Below are 22,775 nucleotides of genomic sequence, written 5' to 3'. Positions count from 1 at the left end.
GTCATTAAATAATCACATCGGTGCGATTTGGTATTTTATCCATCACTACAATTTATCATTACTTGTTTAGGACTACCTAATTATATTATTCCAATCGGCTATACCTGGTGTTTACGCCACGGTTGTTGCACCGAAAATCTCCACCATACCACAAACCACCCTAGCTTTTGTGCCCAACATACCGGGCGGCGGATTAGACTTTCACGAATCAGCAGGAGGACACACTTTAGAGAGACACGTTGGTAAAACAGAAGCACAACTAGCACAGCGACTCGCAAGCGAAACGAGAATTTCTGCAGCATCTTCTTTTACTGACCGTTCCGTCGCTGAAGCGGCTATTGGAGAAGCAATGAACAGAAATCAAAGTGCGATCGAGTCTTGGGTGAAAAGTCGAGGCAATCGTTATACTATCGACTACAACGCCAACAGAATAATTGGCATTACTCTGCGTCGCCGCGCATCCAAAGCAACTTCAACATCTCGCCTGAGAATCGTCCTCCAGCGCAGCGCCAAATTACCTCCCGGATACTTTATTCTCACAGCCTATCCCCAATGATCAATCAATTTCCTCATTTAACCCAATTTTTCAGTTCCTACTTTCACCAAGACTGGCCATTAGAAGCTGACACTCCTAGCGATGTAGTGAACCACTACCGCAGCAGCGAACCGCCCGCAAGTGTTGAAGCTGCATCGCAAGAACTCAGCAAACTGCTAGAAATGCCGATCGCCCCAGCCGATTTAGAAGCATTAATCCTCGATGAATTAGGGTGTTACTACGATCCACAATCCGAAAATCAAACAGTCCGAGAGTGGTTGGAATCGGTGCAAAAATATTTGCATAATCCTAGATAAAATCTATATATTTGTAAGGACACGGCACTGCCGTGTCCTCTATATAATTCTTATGCAAGCGAAAACGATATCACTTGCTAACCGTCAATAAGTAGCCTTCGTGGACGTTAAAATTAGGGATAACATAAGCCAAGCTGCCGCTACCCACCGACAAACTTTCTTCTTTAACTGTGACAAGCTGTGGCACGGCTCCTTCTTGATTGTTGGGTATCTTTTCTAACTTTAGAGTGATTTTCTGACCCCTTTGAATACCTAGCTGCTCCAAATTTCCGAGGGTTAATGTTACCGTTGTTGCTGAGGAAAAATTGGGGTCGAAATAACCTAAAAGTATCTGTGCTTTACCTTCAGGATTTGACTTGCTGGCTAAAGCGACAAGGCGATTGTTATTTGACCAACTCCGCACCCGCGAATTAACTCCGTCAGCATAAGCTTTGTAAGTCCACCAAGCGGCTCTCGGCTCAAAAGTATTAGGCGTGACCATCCCACTCAGCGTATTGTTGAAGCAATTGCTAACTTTATTTGGCCCTTTACTCTCCCAACAAGCTCTGCAAGCACCGTCAGCTTTTGCATACTCTAAGTTATACAAATAACCTAAGATTTCTCCCGGCTGGTACTGCGCTAAGTTCCCCACAATTTCGTTAACGTAAATTTTTTGCAATTTCAGTTCCTTGTAAGAGGGACTTTGCTGAAAATTGCGTTTAGCCTCAATTACGTGATCGTCAACAAATAAAATCATCGCGTCGTTAAGTTCGTGCCATGAGAGGAAGTTTACTTCAAGTTTGTTAGCCTTGCAGTAATCCAAAAAAGCGGCGAGATATTCTTTGCTGTAGCGGCCGAGGCTTGGCCCGCCAATCATTGCTGACGGCCCCAATTCTTCCCGCAAGATTTTGTAAGCTCTTTTGTAAGTTTCAAAGAATTGTTCTCTGCTTCCCTTCCAAAATGGATCTTTCCAATCTGGCTCATTCCATACATCCCAAATAATTTTTTTGCCTTTATTTTGCTGGGCTAACTGTCGGATGAATGCTTCCCATGCAGGGTAGTTTTGATAGGGCCACCCATTGGGATTGCTACCGTAGCCCCACAAGTCGCTGACTACTAACTGAAACTCGGCTCCGCTGGCGATTACTCGATCGTAAATATCGAGTCTCCCCGCCCGCCAAAGTTTGGGCTGCAAGGGTTTGATCGAGCTATCTGGCGGTTTGGCAGTGTCGATTCCGTGCAGGATGCCACTCATGGAAATTGTACCGGTGGCGGGCTGTCCAAAATCTACTGTAACGTTCGATCGCAGTTGGGCGATCGCTCTTGGCTGTCCCAAATAGGCTATTAACAGAACAGTGACAATAGCTAAACCAATTGGCCGCAGTTTATTAATACGTGGGAACTTGAATGTAAATTGCATATCTTTTCTTTGGTTGATGTTTGTGGAATGGGGATATTGCCCGTTCCTAAGAATGCTGCAAGAACTCAGTTTTAACGAACAGATGAAAACACTTCAAAACCCTGTATTAATTCTATCACTTGTTGCCACGATCGGGAGTTAATCAGCTCGTTGGCATCGAACTTAACTCCTTTCTCCGCAGCAAAAATACCAAAATTTTTCACCCAATCAAAGATAGTTTCTGTGGTGAAATAAGGTGTGCAGGCCCAAGCAGATTGCAAATTATTCACCATCGCGGACATATCTCCCCGATCGTAAGCTTCCCAAGCTTTCCACACTAAATAATAGTATTTCAGCAGGCTATCCACTTGCTGTACCTGCTTTTTGAGTTTCGGACTAATAGAGAAACTGTCGCTCTCATCACTTAAAAATGCCTGTTCAATTATTTCTCCATATTCCCGAAGCATCCGTTCTTCTTTGAATAGTTCTTGGGCTCGCGCTTTGCACGCTTGTCCTGCAAGCCTGCGCGCTTCGGGATTTTCGACCCATATTTCGACCGTTTCTATTAACTCTTTTACTGTTCCTGCTGGATCGATTGTAGGATCTGGCAGTAGCTTTCCCGTGTCTCCCAATTCTTCGGGAATACCGCTGACTGCTGTGGCAATTACGGGCAATCCTTTCGCCATTGCTTCCATAATTGCTAGTGGCATTCCCTCTGCTTCGGAAGATAAGATAAAGATGTCGCTGGCATCGAGCCAATCGGCAATATCCCAGCGCTGTCCTAAGAATTTAACCTGTTCTCCTACTCCAAGTTTGCTTACAGTTGCTCTTAATTCAGGTTCCAGATTGTCGTGAGTAGTAGACCCAGGCCCGGCCCAAACAAAGTAAATTTGGGACCAAATTGGACGATTTTTTAATTGGGCGATCGCCTGCAATTGATACTGATATCCTTTAATTGGAGTCAATCTCGCCGCCGTGAAACAAACAACAGCATCTTCGGGGATTCCTTGTTCTTGACGCAGGCGTTGGCGAGTTGAAAGATTCGGTGGCTCAAAATAACTATTTGGTCTGCCATAATAGATTACTTTGCCCCGTTCTAGACGTGCTTTAAATAGACTTTGGAACAAGTTTAAATTTTCGTGGGAAACAGCTACTGCTGCTTTGGCTACAATGTACTGGTAGGCAACTGCATCGAAATAGGGAATTTGATCGCCGCGATCGAAGGTCTCATAATTGCGATTGATATAACCCAGACTGATTATGTACGGTATATTTTGCTCGATCGCAACTTGTTTTGCTGCAAAGTTAGCCATCGGCCAGCCGTCACTAAATATAATTAAATCCGGTCGAGCTTGGGCGTAAATCTTTTGAGCATCATCTAAATTGTAAGCTATTCGCAAAAACTCTTTCATCGTGTCGAACTCTAGCCAAATATGTTCGATACCTAGTTGTTTTTGTTCGTTAATTAAAGGATTAGAAGCTTGACTTTGAACGCTGGTTACTCGGTAGCCATCCGCAGCTAATTTACACATCAGCGAGTGGTTAAACTGAGCCAAACCGCCGACTCCTGAGTCTTCTGTGTACAGGAGTACGTGCTTTGTTGGCTGCCGAGAAGTCAAACTGGCGGTCGATTGGAACTGATAAGGCTTGTTCGCTGCGATCGCCACTATGTCTTGCCATTCCTGTAAATTGGTTAAGGCATAGGCATCAAAGTTGTAGCCGTACTGTTCTGAAACACCCTTAAAAGTTTCCAGCCAATTAAAAACAGTTTCAGTGCCTGTCAAATGAGTGTAATACAGAGATTTTTCCAGACATTCGACCATTTCTGGCAAATATCCGTCGCGGTACATCCGCCATGCTATCCATACGAAACACTTGTAACGTTCCGCCCGTTTCAAGTCGCGGATGTGCTGAGGCAAATCTGGCCGCGTGAAAAATTGCTCCATCAAAATTTCCGTATTTTTCATTAATTTGCAGCCGTTAGACATGATATTGCTGTCATGCTGACGATAGCAAGTTAATATCTCTTTTAACCAAACTGACTTGCAGCCTTTTAAACCTAAACGTAGCACAAAATCTAAATCTTCGGTTGGCGGCAACCTATGATCGAAACCTCCCAAGCGTTCCCACCACTCTCGCCGCAGCATCATCGCGCTGGGACGCACTGATTTGTAGAAAACAAAGGCTTCTAAATCTAATTTTGGTTCTTCTTCCCAAGGCTTGACTCCATAGATGCCTTCGTCGTTTTTGCCAACGATAACCCAACCTGTTTGCACCATATCTAATGTGGGGTCAGCGTCAAAGCAAGCTACTTGTTTTTCTAGTTTTTCAGGTAAGAAGAAGTCGTCAGCATCTAGAAAAGCTAAAAATTCCCCTTGTGCTAACTTGCAAGCACGATTTCGAGCAATTGCTGCTCCTTGGTTATCTTGATAGATGTATTGAATTAAATCGAGGTAAGGTGATAAAACTTGGCGAGTGTTGTCAGTTGAGCCGTCGTCTACGACGATAATTTCCCAGTTTTGATAAGTCTGTTCCAGAACACTTTCTACGGCTCTGACAATGTAGCGATCGCAGTTGTAAGCCGGGATGATGACACTGACGCGCGATTTTTGGGGAGTAATAATACTAGCCATTAATTGTTTCCATTCTGGTAATTGCCTGAGAGAAATGGCCTCAATGTTGCAACCGTAGGTCTTAGCAATTTCAGTGATGCGCTTTACCCAATCTGCTATAGTTGCTGTCAGGGAGTACGGGGTATAATCTAAAGATTTTTGCAAATAGTCAGTCATTTCTGCCGGATAGCCGCTGTAGTAAAGTTGCCACGCCATCCATGTCAGAGCTTCATACAACGCCCGCTTTTCTAATTGGCGGATGTCCTCTGGCAAGTCGGCTCGACTGAAGAAACTTTGCTTTAATTTAATACAAAGGTTTGCCTGTTTTAGCGCTCTCTGGATGGACACATTTTGCCCGTGCTGGCGATAGCATACTGTCACTTGAGGCAACCAAGCAGCTTCGCAACCAGATAGTGCTAAACGCAAGATTAAGTCGGCATCATCTACTGAATCATACTGAGAATCAAAGCCACCGACTCGTTCCAGCCACTGCCGCGAAAACATCATGGCGCTGGGAAGTAGGGGCATATAAACAATCCAGGTTTTTAAGTCTAGCTGAGGCAAGTATTCCCAGGGTTTGACATCGAAAATACTTTCGCCTTGCTCTTTAACCATTCGCCAGCCACTATTAACAATTCCTAATGATGGCTGAGCGTCAAATAACGCAACTTGTCCAGCTAACTTATCGGACAATAAAAAGTCATCTTGATCTAAAAAAGCAATTAATTCGCCTCGGGATTCCTTAATTCCTCGGTTGCGGGCGGCAGCTACTCCTTGGTTTTCCTGATAAACATAGCGAATTTTTTCAACATAAGGCTGCAACGCTTGGCGGGTGTCGTCGGTTGAGCCGTCGTCTACGATGATAATTTCCCAGTTTTTATAGGTTTGGTTGATGACGCTTTCTACTGCTTGCGCGATGTAGCGATCGCCATTATATGCGGGAATAATTACACTTACTCGCGGTGTCGGATTTGCTATTGACATGAATTTTATCGGTGATAAGGAAGAAGGAAGTTCGGCAACGGATTCGCTCGACGGATGTAACGGATGTAACGGAGGTCAGGCAGAAGGCAGAAGGCAGAATAAAAATGCTGTTTTACTGCTGATATCCCGGTAAATTTTAATTTTTAATCGGTTGTTTTAGCGTGCATAAAACACCGATTCAATCCCCTGTAATTCATCAACTAATTGTTGCCATTCTGCTAAATTAATTAGAGAATATGTATCTAAGTAATGCCCTTTTGCTGAGGAAAAATTGCCAAAATATTCTACCCAGTTTAACAGCGTTTCTGTATTCAAAAAAGGTGTGTACTTCAAAGATTCTTGAAGCCACTTCTGCATTGCGCTTAGATCTTCTTGACAGTAAGCCTGCCAAGCATTCCACACTAAAGAGCTGTAATGCACCCGGCTTTCTATCTTCGTTATTGACCTCTGAACCTCTTTTTGAGTAACAAATTGATCTGTTTGGTTATCATCGCAAACTAAAGCTTTTTCGATCGCCTCCATCGACTCTGCCAACATCCGTTCCTCTTTGAATAGTTTTTCGGCCCGCTGCTTGCAAGCTTGACCGATTTGATGCCGTAATTCTGGACTCATCGCCCAAGCTTCTACTGTTTTCGCCAATTCCCTCGCGGTTCCCTCTGGATCGCTATTCGGATCGGGCAACAATTTCCCAGTATCACCAAGCCCTTCAGGAATACCGCCCACAGCCGTTGCAACTACCGGCAATCCCTTAGCCATCGCTTCCATGATGGCAAGAGAAGGCGCCGCATCTGCTACAGAAGTCAAGATGAATAGGTCGCTAGCATCCAGCCAATCTAGGATATCCCAGCGCTGTCCGATCAACTTTACGCGATCGCTCACCTCTAACTCTTTAATAGTTTCCCTCAATTCTATTTCTACATTGTCAGCGCTTCCCTCACCAGTTCCTGCCCACACAAAATACAGTTTAGACCACACAGGAGACTGCTGCAACTGCTTGATTGCTTCGATCTGATATCGATGCCCTTTAATCGATGCCAATCGAGCCGATGTGAAACAGACAATCGCATCTTCAGGAATGTCTATTTCTTGTCGCAGGCGTTGACGAGCTGCAGCATTAGGAGGTGCAAAATATTTGGGAGAACGCCCCAAGTAAATCACTTGTCCTAGCTCTTTTGGCAACTTGAAATCTTGGGATAATAAATTCAAATGTTCGTAAGCGCCAACAATCAAGGCTCTAGCTTGCAGGCAGTGGTAGAGCACTCCTTCTACATAAGGCACTACATCCCCGCAGGCAAAAGTTGCGTGTTCTGGCATAACTAACCCAATCACCATCATGTATGGTATTCCCATTTCAATAACTACCTGTTTAGCTGCAAAATTGGAAAAGGGCCAACCATCGCTAAAAATAATCATATCCGGTTGATTGCTAGCAAAAAGCTCTCGTGCATCCTGAGTATTTCTTAACACCCGCTGTAAATCTTTATGGCCGCTAAAATCCAGCCACAAGTGTTCTATACCTAACTCTCTTTCTCGCTCCAGCAAGGGGCTAGAATGTTTGGTTTGCACGCAAGTGACTCGATAGCCTAATAAGGCTAACTGACAAAGAATGGCATGATTGTACTGTGCTAATCCTCCCACCCCCGGATCGTCCGTGTTGTAGAGTAAAATATGCGCTTGAGCTTTTGAATGTGTGGGAATATAACTCTGTTGAGATTGGGGTGGATTAGTCATCACCATCATAATAATCTCTTGCCATTCTGCTAACTTACTCAGCGAATAAGCGTCAAAATTTTCACCATATTCTTCCGAAGCCATCTGAAAACTTTCTAGCCAATTCAAAACTGTTTTTGTGGGCGAAAAAGGCGTATATTGCAATGACTCTTCTAAACAGTGTGCCATCTCTGCTAGATGACCGTCGCGATACATCCGCCATGCCAGCCACTTTAAGCATTGATAGCGTTCCGGGTTTTTTAACTGCCGGATTGACTGAGGCAAATCGGGTCGAGCGAAGAATTTTTTCATCACAATTTCTATATTCTTCATTACGCGAAAACCGATTGACATGAGATTAGAATTGTGCTGGCGATAACAGGTAAGTGTTTCTTCTAACCAAACTGCTTTGCACCCCTTTAAAGCTAAACGCAAGGCAAAGTCTAAATCTTCTGCTAGTGGAAACTGAGAATCAAAACCGCCCAATTTTACCCACCACTTTCGGCGCAGCATTATCGCACTCGGCCGCACGCATTTATATATAATAAAGCTTTCTAAATCTAATTTAGACGCTTGCTGCCAAGGCTTGACAGCAGAAATCTCTCGCCCGGTTTCATCGACGATCAGCCAACCTGTTTGCACCATATCTAAGGTGGGGTAAGCGTCAAAGCAAGCTAGTTGTTTTTCTAGTTTGGATGGTAGGAAATAGTCATCGGCATCTAGAAATGCCAAAAACTCGCCTTGCGCTAGTTGGCAAGCAATATTTCTGGCGGCTGCTACTCCTTGATTTTCCTGGTATATGTAGCGAATTCTGTCAAAATAAGGCTGCAATACTTGCTGCGTGCGATCTGTGGAACCATCGTCTACAACTATAATCTCCAAATTAGTAAAAGTTTGACCTAGGGTGCTTTCCACCGCTTGTACGATGTAGCGATCGCCATTATATACAGGTATAATTACGCTGATTAGCGGTGTTGGATTGACTGGTGACATTATTTAGCTCGCTGTTAACCTATTAATGTCTAGTTTATATTAATCTCGCGGAAATTCAGAACTATTCTCAGCTCGCTAGCTCTACTTACAGAAACTTGAAGTTTGGCAAAGTGTAGCATATAATTTTACATGGAATGATAACTCAAAAGGAAAATAAAAAATGAATTCGGAAACAGCGCAGGTGAATTTTCAGCAACAGGCAGAACTTTATTTAGCTACAGGCAACTTCGATAGAGCGATCGCACTTTGCCAACAAGTTTTGGCATCTGATCCCAACTCTGCAGAGACTTGCAAGACCTTGGGGAAAGCGCTGCAAGCTCAGGGTAAACTAGAAGACGCAAGGTATTGGTATAAAGTTGCGATCGCCCTGCAACCCGATTTTGCCGAAGCTTTTGCTAACCTCGGCACTCTCTGCGCTACATTGGAACAGTGGCAAGAGGCGATCGGCTGTTACCAAAAAGCCATCTCCCTGCAACCAAACTTTGCAGGATTTTACCGTAATTTGAGCCGGATATTTAACCAAGTCGGCAAAGCTGAAGAAGCAGCAGACTGTTGGTATCAAGCACTGATCGTGGAACCGATAGAAATAGCAGAAGAATATCTCGATTTAGGTAATACTTTGCTGACCCAAAATAAACCCGAAAAAGCGCTAGTTTGTTACCACCGCACCATTTTTTTAAACCCCAGTTGTTGCGAAGCTTATTGTAAAATAGCAGAAGCTGCTAGCAATTTGAAACAGTGGGACGAAGCTATTGTTAACTACCGCAAAGCTATTAAACTCCAGCCGGATATTTCGGAGTTTCATTACAAATTAGGCAATATTTTACAAGCTAAGGAACTATGGCGCGAAGCGGAGGCTGCCTACCGAAAAAGTATTGATTTAAATCCCAATTCTTTTTTGTCATACTACAACTTAGGCAGCGTGCTGCTCAATTTAGAAAAATGGCAAGAAGCTGCGATCTCCTACCGCACGGCTGTTGAAATTAACCCGGATTATTCTTGGTCTTACTACAGCATCGGTGCAGCTTGCGATCGATTAGAACAATGGTCTGAATCCGCCGCAGCTTACCAGCGCGCTACTGAAGTAGACCCGAATTTCTTCGCAGCTTTTCACCAGTTAGGAGATGCTCTTTTTAAACTAGAAAAGTGGTCAGAAGCTGAGGCTGCATACGAACAGGCGATCGCCCTAAATGCAGATTTATTTTGGTCTCATTATAACTTAGCTTTGACTTTAGTTAAACTTCAAAAGTTTGCAGAAGCAACACTCGCTTATCGGCGGGCGATCGCACTCAATCCAGAATTCTCTTGGACTTACCACAATTTAGGAGAAGCGCTGTTAAAAACCCAACAGTGGAAAGCCGCAGCTACCGCTTACCAACGTGCTATTGAACTTAATCCTACTATTTCTTGGTCTTATTACAATTTAGGCGATGCTTTGAGTGGAAGTCACTCATGGAACGATGCTGTTTCCGCCTACATTTGTGCCATTCAAATCGAGCCGTCTCTACCGGGAATTTACATAAAATTAGGGGAGGCTCTAATTAAAAGAACTCCGGTAGATTCAGATGTAGCAACTAGCTACTATCACCACGAAATGCAGCCGCAGCACGCTCCTGAATTTTACTGCGAAATCGCCCAAAAATTTGCTGAGAGCGATCAGCTTAACGAAGCCATAATGTTGTACTTGATGGCATTAGAAATTAGACCAAAAGATCCAGAAATATCCCCAAAATTAGAGGAGATTTTAGAAAAACAGCGTCAAACAGGGGAATCTACTCTATTATTAGAGTTAGAGGCTAAGGATATTCGCGATCGCTATATTGCCCGAGTAGTCAAAGGCAAGACTTTTGCAGAAGTCGGCGGCTTGTGGGGAACTGTCAGCGAAAAAGTATCTGTAGCTAGCAAATACGGTGCAGTTTCTCTGACAATGATTGATGCCATGCCGGCATCCCTCAACTGGTGGCAAGATTTTCACGATCGCATGACAAGTTTAAATATTGCTAATTATCACTGTATCAATCAAGATATCACTCAGATTCAGCTTGCAGACATTGGCGAGCCTTACGATGTAGTTCACTGTGCAGGAGTTTTGTACCATCACCCCCATCCGTTGCAGATTTTAGTTGCTTTGCGTCAGATAACTCGCGAGCATTTAATTTTCACTTCAGCTATTACTCAAGAAGTAATAGAAAATGAGTTTGGACGCTATGAAATTCCCGCTTCTGGAGTAATGTTTATTCCCGCTTTGGACGACGCAGAACGAGCTATTTTAACAGCTTATTGGCGGACATACATCAACAACAACCAACTTATAGGGATAACTGAGAAAGCAGTTTTTGACATTAACAACTTTGCGGCGTGCTGGTGGCTGCCTACAGCTACTGCTTTAGAAGCTATGTGCAAAGTTGCGGGATTTAACGTTTTAGACAAAGGATTGACGTGGGACAATAATGCTTTGACTCTGCTGCTGGGGATTTGAGGATCGGTAAACGAATAATAACAGGAATTTGCTTGTTCACAAACGGCTAAACACCCGGTTTATGAGCGGATTCCTCGTTTTATTTCCGCAATAATCCTACTGGAAACCGGGTGTTTTCCGTAAGTCCTAAATAAAATAGCTGCCAACATTTTTTGTGAACAAAAGAGGAACTGGGAAATAATTAATGAACAATCACCAACCAGGGACGCCGTTAGGAAACATTTTAGTAGTAGACGATACAGCAGAAAACCTGCGTCTGTTGTCTACGATGTTGACTCAGAGGGGATACACCCCCCGCTGCGTGATTAACGGAAAAATGGCTTTGAGAGCCTGCAATTCTAATCCACCAGATTTGATTTTGCTCGACATAATGATGCCGGAAATGAACGGTTATGAAGTTTGTCAGCACTTGAAACTAGAGCCTAAAACTCGCGAAATTCCGGTAATTTTTATCAGCGCTAAAGATGAAGTTTTCGACAAAGTAAACGCATTTGCTGTGGGAGCTGTTGACTATATCAGCAAGCCATTTCAGTTTGAAGAAGTGCTCGCCCGCATCGAAAGTCACCTTAGTCTGCGGAATTTACAAAAGCAGCTAAAAGAACAAAATATGCTGCTGCAAGAAGAAATCACGAGCCGCTTAGCAGTCGAAAAAACTCTTCAGGAAAAAAACCAAATCTTGCAACAAGAAATCAGCACCCGTCGCGCTGTTGAAAAAGCTCTGCAAGAGCAAAATTTGGTACTCCAACAAGAGATATCCCACCGCCAGCGCGCCGAATCTGCTCTATTAAAATCTAACCAAGAATTGGCGCGTTCAAATGCAGAACTAGAACAATTTGCTTATGTGGCTTCTCATGACTTGCAAGCGCCTTTAGCAACCATTGCCAGTTACGCTCAACTTTTAGAAAAACGCTACAAAGACCAACTCGACAGCCAAGGTAGTAAGTTTATCGGCAATATCGTTCAAGGCTGCACCAGAATGCAAACTTTAATTGACGATTTACTCGAATATTCGCGCGTTGGCCGGAGTCGGAAACCTTTTCAAATGACAGATTGTAATCACGCAGTCGAGCAAGCACTCGCGAACTTGCAAGGGGCGATCCGCGAGACTAAAGCCGTTGTCACCTACAGCGAATTACCGTGGGTAATGGGGGATATTTCTCAACTCGTACAGCTATTTCAAAATTTAGTCAGCAATGCGATTAAATATCGCCACGATGCAACGCCTGTGGTTCATATTGCCGCTTGCAAACAGGAGGAAAACTGGTTAATTTCTGTCTCTGATAATGGAATTGGGATTGCTCCCCAGCATCAAAAACGCATCTTTCAAATTTTCCAGCGCTTGCACACTCAAAGAGAATATTCTGGGACAGGTATTGGTTTAGCAATTTGTCAAAAAATTGTGGAACTTCACGGCGGATGTATCTGGGTGGAATCGGAACCGGAGCAAGGTTCAACTTTTCACTTTACTCTCGCTTAGTAGAGACATTTTTTCGTCAAAAGATATAAGCTATAAGGTAGGTAAACTGAATTGTTTTATATATTTTCAGCCAGAAAATAGCAAGTAAAACCTACGACTTAACACGATTTTATAGGGCAAATAAAATATGTAAATTATTGGCAATAAAGGTGACTATTGGGATTGGAATATGGGCTACATTGGGATTCTTGTTTTAACTCTTATAAATTGCAATTTAGAATAAAAAAGTTTTCGCGTTGACAGTCTAGTTAGTGCGTGATAGAATAATAATTAAACACAATTTTTGTACTGCTTACTCACCCCGCAATCTTACGGTCGATATATGTGTACGGGCAATTGAATAACTGCCCTGCAAACACAAGGTATAATTCAAGTTGGTTTAACATTTTTTTGACTAATAAATATTATGAAAGCAGTTTTTAACTTAGCTTTGCCTCCTATCTGCTTTAAAGTTCTGTTAGTAGAAGACAACCCTCATGAAGCTGAGCTGATTGAAGATTTGCTGTCAGAAATAGGTGGCTCGCAGCGTATAGTGCTGACGAAAGTAGAGCGCCTCAGCGAAGCGCAGCAGCGATTGAATCAAGAAACTTTTGACATAATTTTATTAGACCTTTCATTGCCAGATAGTCTGGGAATCGAGACGGTAGCTCGGGTACAAGAGTACGGGGTAAATGTGCCGATCGTAGTTCTGACCGCCCAAAACGACGAAGAACTTGCCCTGCGGTTGATTGCGGTCGGCGTACAGGATTATTTGGTAAAAAGAAAAATCGACAGCGAACTGTTAATTCGATCGCTCCGTTACGCCATAGAACGCCAGAACAGTCAAGATGCTTTGCGAAAAAGTGAAGAAAAATATCGCTCGGTGGTGGAAAATTCCCTGATTGGCATTGCCATCATCGCTCCAATTATTGACAGCAAAATTTCTCTAAATTGCCACTGGATAGAAGTTAACGATGCCCTGTGCAATTTACTTGGCTATGAGCGCTACGAACTCGTGCAAAAGAATTGGCTAGAGTTGACTCATCCAGAAGATTTGGAGGCTAATTGTGAAAATTTTTCTCAGATGTTAGCAGGTAGGCTCGACGGTTACATCTTAGACAAAAGGTGGCTCAGAAAAAACGGCGGAATAGTTCACACGCGAGTTTCCCGGCGGTGCATCCGTCGCCTGGACGGGTCTATCGACCGGATAATCGAAGTAGTGTTGGACGTGAGCGATCGCTACCGCTACGAAGCCAAACTGAAAGCGTCAGAAGAATTTTTAAACCACACCATAAATGCTACGCCAGACCCAATTTTTGTCAAAGATGAGCAACACCGCTGGATGATATTAAATGATGCTTTTTGTCAGTTGGTCGGCAAATCGCGACAAGAACTGATGGGCAAATCAGATTATGACTTTTTCCCCCAATCAGAAGCTGCTGTTTTTTGGACAAAAGATGAAGAAGTATTGACAACGGGTGTATGCTTGGAAACCGAAGAAAAATTCACAGACTCTGCCGGGAGAGAACACATAATTTCTACCAAAAAAAGCGTCTTCCAAATAGCAGACGGCAGTAAAGTAATAGTGGGTACTATTAGAGATTTTACCGAATACAGACAGCAACAAAAAGCCCTGGAACAAAGCGAAGCTCGCTTTCAAAAATTGGTAGCTAACCTGCCGGGAATAATTTATCAATTACGAATGTCAACAACGGGAAAATTGTCTTTCCCCTACATCTCTTCAGGCAGCCGCCAACTCTACGAATTAGAGGCAGAAGCAATAGAGCAAAATGCGGAACTGATTTCCAAGGGAATTCACCCAGACGATCTCTTAGATTTAAAAACATCGATCGCAATTTCAGCCACTACGCTGGAACCTTGGCAGCAGCAGTGGCGGCAGACTTTACCATCTGGAAAAGTTAAGTGGCTGCAAGGAGCGGCGAGACCAGAAAGGCTCACTAATGAGAGCAAATCTGGCAGCGAAGGCGATATTCTCTGGGACGGTTTAGTGATGGATATCACTGAATTAAAGCAGGCACAAACAGAGCGTGATCGTTTTTTTACCATCTCCTTAGACTTGCTTTGTATTGTAGGTTTTGACGGTCATTTTAAACGTTTAAACCCAGCTTGGTCAACAGCTTTAGGCTACAGTATTAGTGAATTGTTTGCCAAGCCAATGATCGAATTTGTTCATCCAGACGATCGAAAAGCCACCGCAGCCGAAGGAGCAAAACTAATCGCGGGTACGTCCAGTATCTCCTTTGAAAACCGCTACATCTGCAAAGACGGTTCTTACAAATACTTCCTGTGGACGGCATCGCCATTTAGCGAAGAAGGTTTAATCTACTCAGTAGGTCACGACATTACCTCTCGTAAACAAGCAGAGTCCCAACTCCAGCGACAAGCAGTAGCAATGGCCGCTGCTTATGACGGCATCGCTATTTTTAATAATAATAAAGAATGTATTTATTCCAACGACGCTTATCTCAAAATGTACGGCTTGGCTAGCCCTAGCGAATTGTATGGGAAGCAATGGAAAATGCTTTACAGCAAAGCAGAAAATCTATTTTTTGAACTACAAATAATGCCGATGCTCCTGCAAAAAGGGTACTGCAATATAGAAGCTATCGGTGAGCGCCGTGATGGTACTAAGTTCCCTCAAGAATTGTCGCTGACCATGCTTGTCGGTGGCGAAATAATTTCTATAGTCCGCGATATAACTAATAGAAAACAGGTAGAATCAGCCCTGCGATCGAGCCAGCGTCGCTACCAAACTTTAGCAGAAGCATCGCCAGTTTGCATATTCCATACCGATACCTTGGGAAATTGCCTTTATGTGAATAAACGGTGGAGCGAAATTACGGGATTAAACGCAGGAGTAGCAGCAGAAATAGGCTGGATGAATGCCATACATCCCGATGATGTCGAGCGAGTAAAAAATGAATGGCATCTAGCAATTTTTGAGAAAATTCCTTTTAAATCAGAATACCGCTTTCAGCGTCCAGACGGTCGGGTAATCTGGGTGATCTGTCAGGCAATTGCAGAAATCGGAGACAAGCAGGAAATTAAAGGCTATATCGGCACTATTACTGATATTAGCGATCGCAAACAAGCAGAATTAGATTTGCTGCGAGTTACTCAAGCGGTGGAAAGCACCAGCGATGCGATCGGCATTGCTGACTTGACAGGGCGATCGCTCTACCACAATCAAGCTTTTGTTCAACAGTACGGCTACACAGCAGAAGAACTAAACACAGCAGGCGGATTAACAGCAATTTACCCCCAAAGTAATGTGCTGCTAGAAATGTTTAAAAGGCTCCGTAAAGGCAAATCTTGGCAAGGCGAACTCAAAATCAACACTAAAAACAACAAACTGGTAACAACTTTATTTCGCGCCGACGCCATCAAAGATGAAACTGGTAATTTAATCGGGTTAGTGGGAGTAATTACCGACATCACCGAACGCAAACAAGCGGAGATCGCCCTGCAGCAGCAATTAAGGCGAGAACGGCTGGTAGTTGCCATGCTCGATCGCATTCGCTCCTCCCTAAATTTAGAAGAAGTCCTGACAACTGCTGTCGAACAAGTGCGGCAATTTTTGCAAACAGACCGCACAGTTATTTACCGCTTTAATCCCGACTGGAGCGGTATTGTAGTTGTCGAATCTGTAGCCAAAGATATAGTTCCCCTGCAAAGTTTTGACTATTTAGATACGTGTTTTAGAGATAAATTTGTTGATATTTACCAGCAAGGAAATATTCGCGCTATAGAAGATATTTATGCGGAAAATATGAGTGAATGTCACATTGAATTTCTAGAACAATTTGAAGTTAAAGCTAACTTAATAGTGCCAATTTTACAAGCACGAGAAAGCATTTCCCAAGTCCAAGCGACGGCAGAAAATCAGCTCTGGGGACTCCTGATAGCTCACGATTGCAGTGGTCCCCGTTCCTGGGATTCCTCAGAAATAGAATCTCTCCGGCAATTGTGCGTGCAATTGGCGATCGCGATCCAGCAATCGACGCTATTTCAACAAGCAAAAACGGAAATTGTCGATCGCAAACTTGCAGAATCTGCCCTCCAACAAGCTGCATTAGCTGCTGAAAGCGCCAACCGCGCCAAAAGCGAATTTCTTGCGAATATGAGCCACGAACTACGCACGCCTTTAAACGGCGTTTTAGGTTACACTCAAATCCTCAAAACCGACAAAGACTTAAGCTCTGATCACCAAGAAAGTCTCAGCAATATTCAACAGTGCGGTCAACACCTGCTGATGTTAATCGACGATGTTTTAGATCTTTCCAAAATTGAAGCTAGAAAAATGGAACTCTACCCGGAAGAGTTAAATTTTCTAAATTTTACGAAAAACCTTGCTGATCTCTTTCAGATGCGGGCGTCTCAAAAAGAAATTTTATTCCATTACGAACAAGTCTCTCCCCTGCCTAACTGCGTTCGTGTCGATCCAAAAAGATTGCGCCAAATTCTCATAAATTTACTCAGCAATGCCGTTAAATTTACTAACAGCGGCGGTGTGACTTTCAAAGTCGGCTATGTCGGCACAGGGGGCTGGAGTCGAGGGCAAGAAGAAAATTATGAGTTCTCGACTTTGAGTTCGGAACTTAAAGAAAATTATATGCGCTTCGCCCACAATCCGATCGCAGCCAAACACGCTTTAAAAATCCGCTTTCAAGTCGAGGATACCGGCACGGGAATAGACCAAAGCAAGTTAGAAGAAATATTTTTGCCATTCCACCAAGTAGGAGGCAATACGTTTGTTGAAGGTACAGGTCTCGGACTCTCGATTAGCCAGAAATTAGCGAAACTAATGGGTAGCGAAATTCGCGTGCACAGCACTTTGGGAAAAGGCAGCACTTTTTGGGTAGATTTAGAATTGCCAGCAGCTAAACGGTACTTAGAGGTGTCTCCTTTGCAGGAAAAACGCTGGCTTGTCGGTTTTGTTGGCAACAAGCAGAAAGTGCTAGTCGTGGATGACAATCAACTGGATCGCGATTTGTTGTGCAGGCTGCTGCTGCGTTTGGGGTTTGAGGTTGCAGAGGCCCAAAACGGTCAAGAATGCCTCTGCAAAACAGTTGAATTTCAACCAGATGTCATTTTAATGGACTTGCGGATGCCTGTAATGGATGGCTTAGAGACGGCAAGAAGACTGCGGCAGTTGCCGGAAGTAAAAGATGTTGTGTTAATCGCTATGTCAGCTAGCGTTTTCGAGGCTACGCAGCAAGATAGCATCCTCGCAGGGTACGATGCTTTTCTTCCCAAACCGATCGAAGCAAATCACTTTTTGGAACAGTTGCGCGTGCGTTTGGGACTAGAATGGATTTATGGGGAATCTTCGGAAAACAAAAAGCGCAAACCTCCCAGTTTGTCACCAGCCTCTGATTTTCCTGCTTATTCTTCTCTGTTACCTGCGGCTTCTGAGTCGGTAGTAAAACTTTTGAAACTCGCAGCTATGGGCGACATTGAAGAAATTTTTGATGAGAGTGCTAAGCTGGAGAGTTTAGAACCTAATTTAATGCCGTTTGTCTCGAAGCTGCGCCAACTTGCTAAGGGATTTCAGCTCAAACAAATTCGCAATACTTTAAAGCAATATATCGATGGTCAGTAGTCAGTGGTCAGTAGTCAGTAGTGATATCATGTGCGATCGCTCGATCGGACATGATATCACTCTAATAGCCAACCAAATAATTCTCCTACTGTCAGTTGCAATTCCCTGGCAAAAGATGGCATGGGCAATAACTGTTCCGGTTCGTCAAACACCTCCGTTGATTGAGTCGGCCGATATACAAAAACCGATCGCTCCTCTGGATCGATTAACCAACCCATTTGAGTTCCATGTTTGAGACAATATAAAATATTTTTAGTAACTTTAGTTTGGCTTTGGTCGGGGGAAAGGATTTCAATTGTCCAATCCGGGGCGATCGCAAACACATTTGCCACACCACCATTTTCTTTACGGGGAATGCGCTCCCAAGTGAATACACTCACGTCTGGAACGATCGCTCGACCGCCAAAAATGCACCGTAGTTCTGGAAATGCTCGCGCCACCTTTTGAGGTTTAAGAGCAGTATTAGCAGCGCTTGTCAACTCGCCTTGAATGACACTATGTTCTCCTTGAGGCATCGGTTTTTGAATAATTTCACCGTCAATGTACTCGCTGGCTGGTTTGGTTTCTGGCAACTTCAGAAACTCTTGGAGTGTCAAAGATTTTGGCAGGGTTTGTACCATCCAATTTTACCTATAAAATAGAGTTTCATCTGCTATTTTACCCAAAAGTCCCGGACTCGTGCGGGTCTACTTACTTCATTTTTTCCGCTATATAGTAGTTCTCAAAAAAGTGAGGTATGCCCAATGCCCCATGCCCAATGCCAAATGCCCAATGCCCCATGCCCCATGCCCCATGCCCCATGCCCCATGCCCCATACCCCATGCCCCATACCCCATGCCCGATGCCCAATGCCCGATAATATGAGAGACAGTTTTTGAGAGAGTTGGGATTGAAATTACTTTGCCTCAGTAACGGCCACGGAGAAGACGCGATCGCCCTTCGCATCTTGCAGGAACTGCAACAGCACCCGCATCCGCCAGAATTAGCCGTGTTTCCGCTAGTGGGTGAAGGGCAAGCTTTCGCTCAACTAGAAAACGCCCGCATCATCGGCCCGGTGCAGCGGATGCCTTCGGGCGGCTTTATTTACATGGACGGGAGGGAATTTTTGCGCGATGTCAAAGGCGGTCTGCTGCAGTTGACAATCGCTCAGTTTAAAGCCATCCGCGCTTGGGTGCGGACCCAACAACAGTCTGGGAATCAAGACGGCGTTATTTTAGCCTGCGGGGATATTGTACCGCTGGTGTTTGCTTGGCTCAGTGGCGCGCCCTATGCCTTTGTCGGTACTGCCAAGTCCGAGTATTATTTGCGGGACGAGGAGGGGCCTCTGGCTCGCAAATCCAGGGTCTTTGGTGGGTGGAATTGGTCGCGATCGGTTTATTTGCCTTGGGAGCGCTGGTTGATGACTCGATCGCGCTGTCGGGCCGTTTTTGCCAGGGACGCGCTGACCGCCGAGACTTTACAAAAGCTGGGAATTCCCGCTTACAATCTCGGAAACCCGATGATGGACGGACTCGAACCGGAAAACCCCGCCGGTTTTTACGGCCCTGACGCAGAGTTTCGGGAAATCGAGCGATCGCTTATCATCACCTTACTCCCCGGTTCTAGAGCGCCGGAAGCCTATGCTAATTGGCTGCTAATAGTAGAGGCTGTAGCCGGAATTTTATCGCTGTTTGCCGATCGCAAATTGTTATTTTTCGGAGCCATTTCTCCCCAGTTAAACTTAGAAGCTTTGCGACCTAGTTTAGAATTTTTCGGCTGGCGACAAGACGGCGAAATTAGAACGCAGCGGCGAGAAGGAAGTATTTTGCGACCTCCTGTTTCTAGCGCTCAAGAAATGCAGCAAGAATCTCCTAATTTACTATTGCCCATGACATTTGTGCAGAGAAACGCCACGATGATTTTGACTCAGCAAAGTTTTAACGATTGTTTGTACGAAGCCGATTTAGCAATAGCAATGGCAGGAACGGCTACAGAACAATTTGTAGGTTTAGGAAAACCCGCGATTGCCATTCCCGGAAACGGCCCGCAATTTACTTTCGCTTTTGCAGAAGCTCAAAGTCGCCTGTTAGGCCCGTCATTAATTTTAGTCAAACATCCCGCCGAAGTTGCCGGCGCCGTCCAGTCTTTGCTCCGCGACCCCGACAGGTTGCAGCTAATCGCTGAAAATGGCTGGCGCCGCATGGGAGAACCCGGTGCAGCAGCCAGAATTGCCGAATGTTTAATTCAGCGGTTCGGCGGTGAATGCAGCAATTCTCAATTGCCTGCAATCGACTAGGGACAAAACAATTTTGTGTTCCTGCCCAGTATCTTTAATACTACTTTCTTTTTAAAAAATCTTGTTCGGTAACTATTAATTTCCGTAGGGTGCGCCTAAGCGCACCTTACTAATACTGCCTTTCCAGAAAATTTCAAGTCGCCGTTTTTTCCGAAGATGGAACCCAGAAATTAGCTTGAGGAATTTTAAAATCCGACTTAACCAACACTCCCGGTTCTCGCTGCACGGGCAGCACATCTAAAGTATCCGTTTGCGCGCAATATTTTAAATCTTCAATAACACCTAAACCGAGGAGGCGCTGACCGTGGCTGGCCCTTTCCAACAATTCGTGCAACCGATCTTGCCAGTGGAGATAAAGAGCAATAGCCCCAAATACTTCATCATTACCAGCAAAATCGCTCGCAGGAATACCGCTTTCTGCCAGGAGACTTTGGGCGATCGCACCAGCACAAACCGTATCTTCCAACGAATAACTCCCTTCCCAACCAGAACCCACAATCCAAATAGTTTCTGGCTGTTTATTTAACAAAAACTGCACCACAGATTTGCGGTTAATCAAAGCCGCCGTTAACACAGTTGCAGCAGCTTGCACTCGCTGCAGAGCCCGAGTGCCGTTAGTTGTGCTGATAAAAATTCGCTTCCCAGTCACCTTTTCTGGCGTGCAGTCGAAGGGGGAATTCCCCATGTCAAATCCGTCAACTTTGCCGCCACCGCGCTCTCCAGCGCGAATCCGCTTATCTGCAGGCCATTTTTCGCTCTCGGCCATTAGCTTATCTAAGTCGCTGAAAACTTGGACAGCTTCCGCCCCATTATTCAGGGCCGTTGCCATTGTCGTAGTCGCCCGCAGCACATCAACTGCGATCGCGCAAGCCGACATTTTGTCGGCTGGCGTAAGTTCCGGGGTATGGTAAATAAAAAGCTTCACTTTTGGGCAACCTGCGATAAATCCTTATCAGTCATAATAATAGAATTTGTACCCTGAGCGTAGTCGAAGGGCTTTCTTCCTTCTTCCTTCTTCCTTCTTTCTTCTTCCTTCTTCCTTCACCTATATGTCAAAACAGCTCAATTCAAATCCCGCCCACGCCGCCATTACCGCACCAATTGGACTCCTGGCAGGTTTCACCTATCCTTTGCGAGCTTTCACGCTAATTTTGCAAACTCCCAAGCTGTGGACTTATGTATTAGTTCCTGTGGTACTAAATTTTATAATTGGTATCGGTCTTTATTTAAGCTTGCTATTTCCCAGTTTGGCAGGGATAGACGTTTTGGTTGCCGATTTGTCCGCCCGATTTAATGTTCTAATTGCGAGTTTTCCAGCTTGGCTGAGCTTTCTGGGCGTGTTAACAGTTGCTTTCGGGTGGCTGCTGCGCGTACTCCTAGTGTCAGGACTTTTGCTGATAATTGGATTTTTGTTAGTGCAGTTTGGCGTGATTTTAGGTTCGCCCTGGTACGGCAAACTTTCCGAACAATTGGAACTGCTGCGGAACGGTCAATTGCCCGCAGAAGCACCAATGAATTTGGCTAGTAGTTTTGGGGATATTCAAAGGGCGATCACCTTTGAACTGCGAAAACTACAAATTTTGTTGAGCGTCGGTATACCGCTGCTGCTGCTAAATTTTATTCCAGGAGTCGGGTCTATTCTTAGCAGTTTGGGTGGCGTAGCTTTGGGCGCGACTATTGTCTGTTTGGACTTTTTAGATGCACCTTTGGAGAGGCGCAGGCGACCTTTTCAGGAGAAGTTGGAGATAATTTGGGCTAGTTTGCCGGCCAGCGGGAGTTTTGGTTTGGTTTGTTTGGGTTTGGTGAGCATTCCGCTGTTGAATCTGTTGGCGATTCCGCTGTGCGTGACGGCGGGAACTTTGTTTTTTTGCGATCGCATTTGGCCGGCTCGCTTTGCCCCAGAAGAAACTCATAGGGATGGAGAAACTAACATTACAACTTAAAAACTAGGGAGATGCTTCTTCCTTCGGCTGACTCTGGGAGTTAAGACCCAAAAACGGGCTTAACAACAGCCAGCTAATGAAGAAAAATGATGCTGTAAATAGCTGGACAATATCGATCGCCGACAAATATCCGTCAGATAATAGTGCAATAGTTCTATCTGTCAGCCCGAATATCCAAGAGAGAATCCCAAACAGCCAAATGCCTTTTTGGAGCATGGGCAAAAATGCTGAAACTTCGGAGTTTTGCTGCTTGTTCATTGATTTAGCCCTTGTTTGCGAAAAGTCTGATTAACCGGGGCACCCCAAGGGCTTAAGGATTTTTGGTGTCTCCTCGGATTCCCTTTGTTATCTATATGTTAAGAAATATTTCCCGATATGACAACGCGCCCTGAGAGGGATTCCCGCATCTATCTCCAGAGGTACTTGGAGCGCTGACAAAGAGTTATATTTGCTACACTTTGGCAGCGATG

At 44.5% G+C, this 22,775-nt stretch carries 14 protein-coding genes; 8 read left to right on the top strand and 6 right to left on the bottom strand.

Features of this window, described 5'->3' with window-relative positions; all coding sequences use genetic code 11:
* Window positions 1-169: 169 nt before the first annotated feature.
* Window positions 170-556: an RNase A-like domain-containing protein gene (locus tag QUA10_RS23175; RefSeq protein WP_333084931.1), complete on the top strand. Its 387-nt coding sequence runs from the start codon at window positions 170-172 to the stop codon at window positions 554-556.
* Window positions 553-852, top strand: coding sequence for a contact-dependent growth inhibition system immunity protein (locus QUA10_RS23170; protein WP_333084930.1), 300 nt, complete (start codon window positions 553-555; stop codon window positions 850-852). The genes QUA10_RS23175 and QUA10_RS23170 overlap by 4 nt, the downstream gene beginning before the upstream one ends.
* 70 nt (window positions 853-922) lie before the next feature.
* On the opposite strand, the gene QUA10_RS23165 is transcribed toward QUA10_RS23170, so the two are convergent.
* Both QUA10_RS23165 and QUA10_RS23160 read right to left on the bottom strand, forming a co-directional pair.
* Complete coding sequence (locus tag QUA10_RS23165; protein WP_333084929.1) at window positions 923-2,251, bottom strand: GH39 family glycosyl hydrolase; 1,329 nt, start codon at window positions 2,249-2,251, stop codon at window positions 923-925.
* 71 nt (window positions 2,252-2,322) lie between these two features.
* Window positions 2,323-5,826, bottom strand: coding sequence for a glycosyltransferase (locus tag QUA10_RS23160; protein WP_333084928.1), 3,504 nt, complete (start codon window positions 5,824-5,826; stop codon window positions 2,323-2,325).
* Here QUA10_RS23160 and QUA10_RS23155 point away from each other — a divergent pair.
* Complete coding sequence (locus QUA10_RS23155; RefSeq protein ID WP_333086382.1) at window positions 5,825-5,959, top strand: hypothetical protein; 135 nt, start codon at window positions 5,825-5,827, stop codon at window positions 5,957-5,959. The two genes, QUA10_RS23160 and QUA10_RS23155, sit on opposite strands and share 2 nt — an antisense overlap.
* Window positions 5,960-5,982: 23 nt before the next feature.
* Here QUA10_RS23155 and QUA10_RS23150 read toward each other — a convergent pair whose 3' ends face one another.
* Window positions 5,983-8,529, bottom strand: a complete 2,547-nt coding sequence (locus tag QUA10_RS23150) for a glycosyltransferase (RefSeq protein WP_333084927.1) — start codon at window positions 8,527-8,529, stop codon at window positions 5,983-5,985.
* Between the two features lie 160 nt (window positions 8,530-8,689).
* Between QUA10_RS23150 and QUA10_RS23145 the strand changes: the two genes are divergently transcribed.
* The 3 genes from QUA10_RS23145 to QUA10_RS23135 all read left to right on the top strand — a co-directional run bounded on the left by QUA10_RS23145 (window position 8,690) and on the right by QUA10_RS23135 (window position 18,087).
* Window positions 8,690-11,008, top strand: a complete 2,319-nt coding sequence (locus QUA10_RS23145; RefSeq protein ID WP_333084926.1) for a tetratricopeptide repeat protein — start codon at window positions 8,690-8,692, stop codon at window positions 11,006-11,008.
* Window positions 11,009-11,192: 184 nt separating this feature from the next.
* Window positions 11,193-12,485, top strand: coding sequence for an ATP-binding protein (locus QUA10_RS23140; RefSeq protein ID WP_333084925.1), 1,293 nt, complete (start codon window positions 11,193-11,195; stop codon window positions 12,483-12,485).
* Window positions 12,486-12,891: 406 nt separating this feature from the next.
* A complete protein-coding gene (locus QUA10_RS23135) occupies window positions 12,892-18,087 on the top strand; it encodes a PAS domain S-box protein (RefSeq protein ID WP_333084924.1) in 5,196 nt (1,731 codons plus the stop codon).
* Between the two features lie 56 nt (window positions 18,088-18,143).
* On the opposite strand, the gene QUA10_RS23130 is transcribed toward QUA10_RS23135, so the two are convergent.
* A complete protein-coding gene (locus QUA10_RS23130; protein WP_333084923.1) occupies window positions 18,144-18,707 on the bottom strand; it encodes a Uma2 family endonuclease in 564 nt (187 codons plus the stop codon).
* A 269-nt stretch (window positions 18,708-18,976) separates the two neighbouring features.
* On the opposite strand from QUA10_RS23130, the gene QUA10_RS23125 reads away from it, so the two are divergent.
* Complete coding sequence (locus tag QUA10_RS23125; protein WP_333084922.1) at window positions 18,977-20,362, top strand: lipid-A-disaccharide synthase-related protein; 1,386 nt, start codon at window positions 18,977-18,979, stop codon at window positions 20,360-20,362.
* Between the two features lie 133 nt (window positions 20,363-20,495).
* Here the strand turns inward: QUA10_RS23125 and QUA10_RS23120 are convergent, their stop codons facing one another.
* Entirely contained in the window at window positions 20,496-21,287 is a 792-nt protein-coding gene (locus QUA10_RS23120) for a 2-phosphosulfolactate phosphatase family protein (RefSeq protein ID WP_333084921.1), read from the bottom strand.
* Window positions 21,288-21,411: 124 nt separating this feature from the next.
* On the opposite strand from QUA10_RS23120, the gene QUA10_RS23115 reads away from it, so the two are divergent.
* Window positions 21,412-22,305: an EI24 domain-containing protein gene (locus QUA10_RS23115; protein ID WP_333084920.1), complete on the top strand. Its 894-nt coding sequence runs from the start codon at window positions 21,412-21,414 to the stop codon at window positions 22,303-22,305.
* A gap of 3 nt (window positions 22,306-22,308) precedes the next feature.
* Here the strand turns inward: QUA10_RS23115 and QUA10_RS23110 are convergent, their stop codons facing one another.
* Window positions 22,309-22,563: a hypothetical protein gene (locus tag QUA10_RS23110; RefSeq protein WP_333084919.1), complete on the bottom strand. Its 255-nt coding sequence runs from the start codon at window positions 22,561-22,563 to the stop codon at window positions 22,309-22,311.
* Between the last annotated feature and the right edge of the window lie 212 nt (window positions 22,564-22,775).

The sequence above is a fragment of the Microcoleus sp. Pol8_D6 genome (genome assembly GCF_036700965.1).
Classification (GTDB): domain Bacteria; phylum Cyanobacteriota; class Cyanobacteriia; order Cyanobacteriales; family Microcoleaceae; genus Microcoleus.
Note: the sequence above shows the minus strand (reverse complement) of the source record. Positions and strands in the feature narration are given on the sequence as shown.

Bases quoted from the DNA above. Each gene is read 5' to 3' on its own strand.
- QUA10_RS23170 (WP_333084930.1), top strand. From the start codon at position 553: ATGATCAATCAATTTCCTCATTTAACCCAATTTTTCAGTTCCTACTTT.
- QUA10_RS23165 (WP_333084929.1), bottom strand. From the start codon at position 2,251: ATGCAATTTACATTCAAGTTCCCACGTATTAATAAACTGCGGCCAATT.
- QUA10_RS23155 (WP_333086382.1), top strand. From the start codon at position 5,825: ATGAATTTTATCGGTGATAAGGAAGAAGGAAGTTCGGCAACGGATTCG.
- QUA10_RS23160 (WP_333084928.1), bottom strand. From the start codon at position 5,826: ATGTCAATAGCAAATCCGACACCGCGAGTAAGTGTAATTATTCCCGCA.
- QUA10_RS23150 (WP_333084927.1), bottom strand. From the start codon at position 8,529: ATGTCACCAGTCAATCCAACACCGCTAATCAGCGTAATTATACCTGTA.
- QUA10_RS23145 (WP_333084926.1), top strand. From the start codon at position 8,690: ATGAATTCGGAAACAGCGCAGGTGAATTTTCAGCAACAGGCAGAACTT.
- QUA10_RS23140 (WP_333084925.1), top strand. From the start codon at position 11,193: ATGAACAATCACCAACCAGGGACGCCGTTAGGAAACATTTTAGTAGTA.
- QUA10_RS23135 (WP_333084924.1), top strand. From the start codon at position 12,892: ATGAAAGCAGTTTTTAACTTAGCTTTGCCTCCTATCTGCTTTAAAGTT.
- QUA10_RS23130 (WP_333084923.1), bottom strand. From the start codon at position 18,707: ATGGTACAAACCCTGCCAAAATCTTTGACACTCCAAGAGTTTCTGAAG.
- QUA10_RS23115 (WP_333084920.1), top strand. From the start codon at position 21,412: ATGTCAAAACAGCTCAATTCAAATCCCGCCCACGCCGCCATTACCGCA.
- QUA10_RS23110 (WP_333084919.1), bottom strand. From the start codon at position 22,563: ATGAACAAGCAGCAAAACTCCGAAGTTTCAGCATTTTTGCCCATGCTC.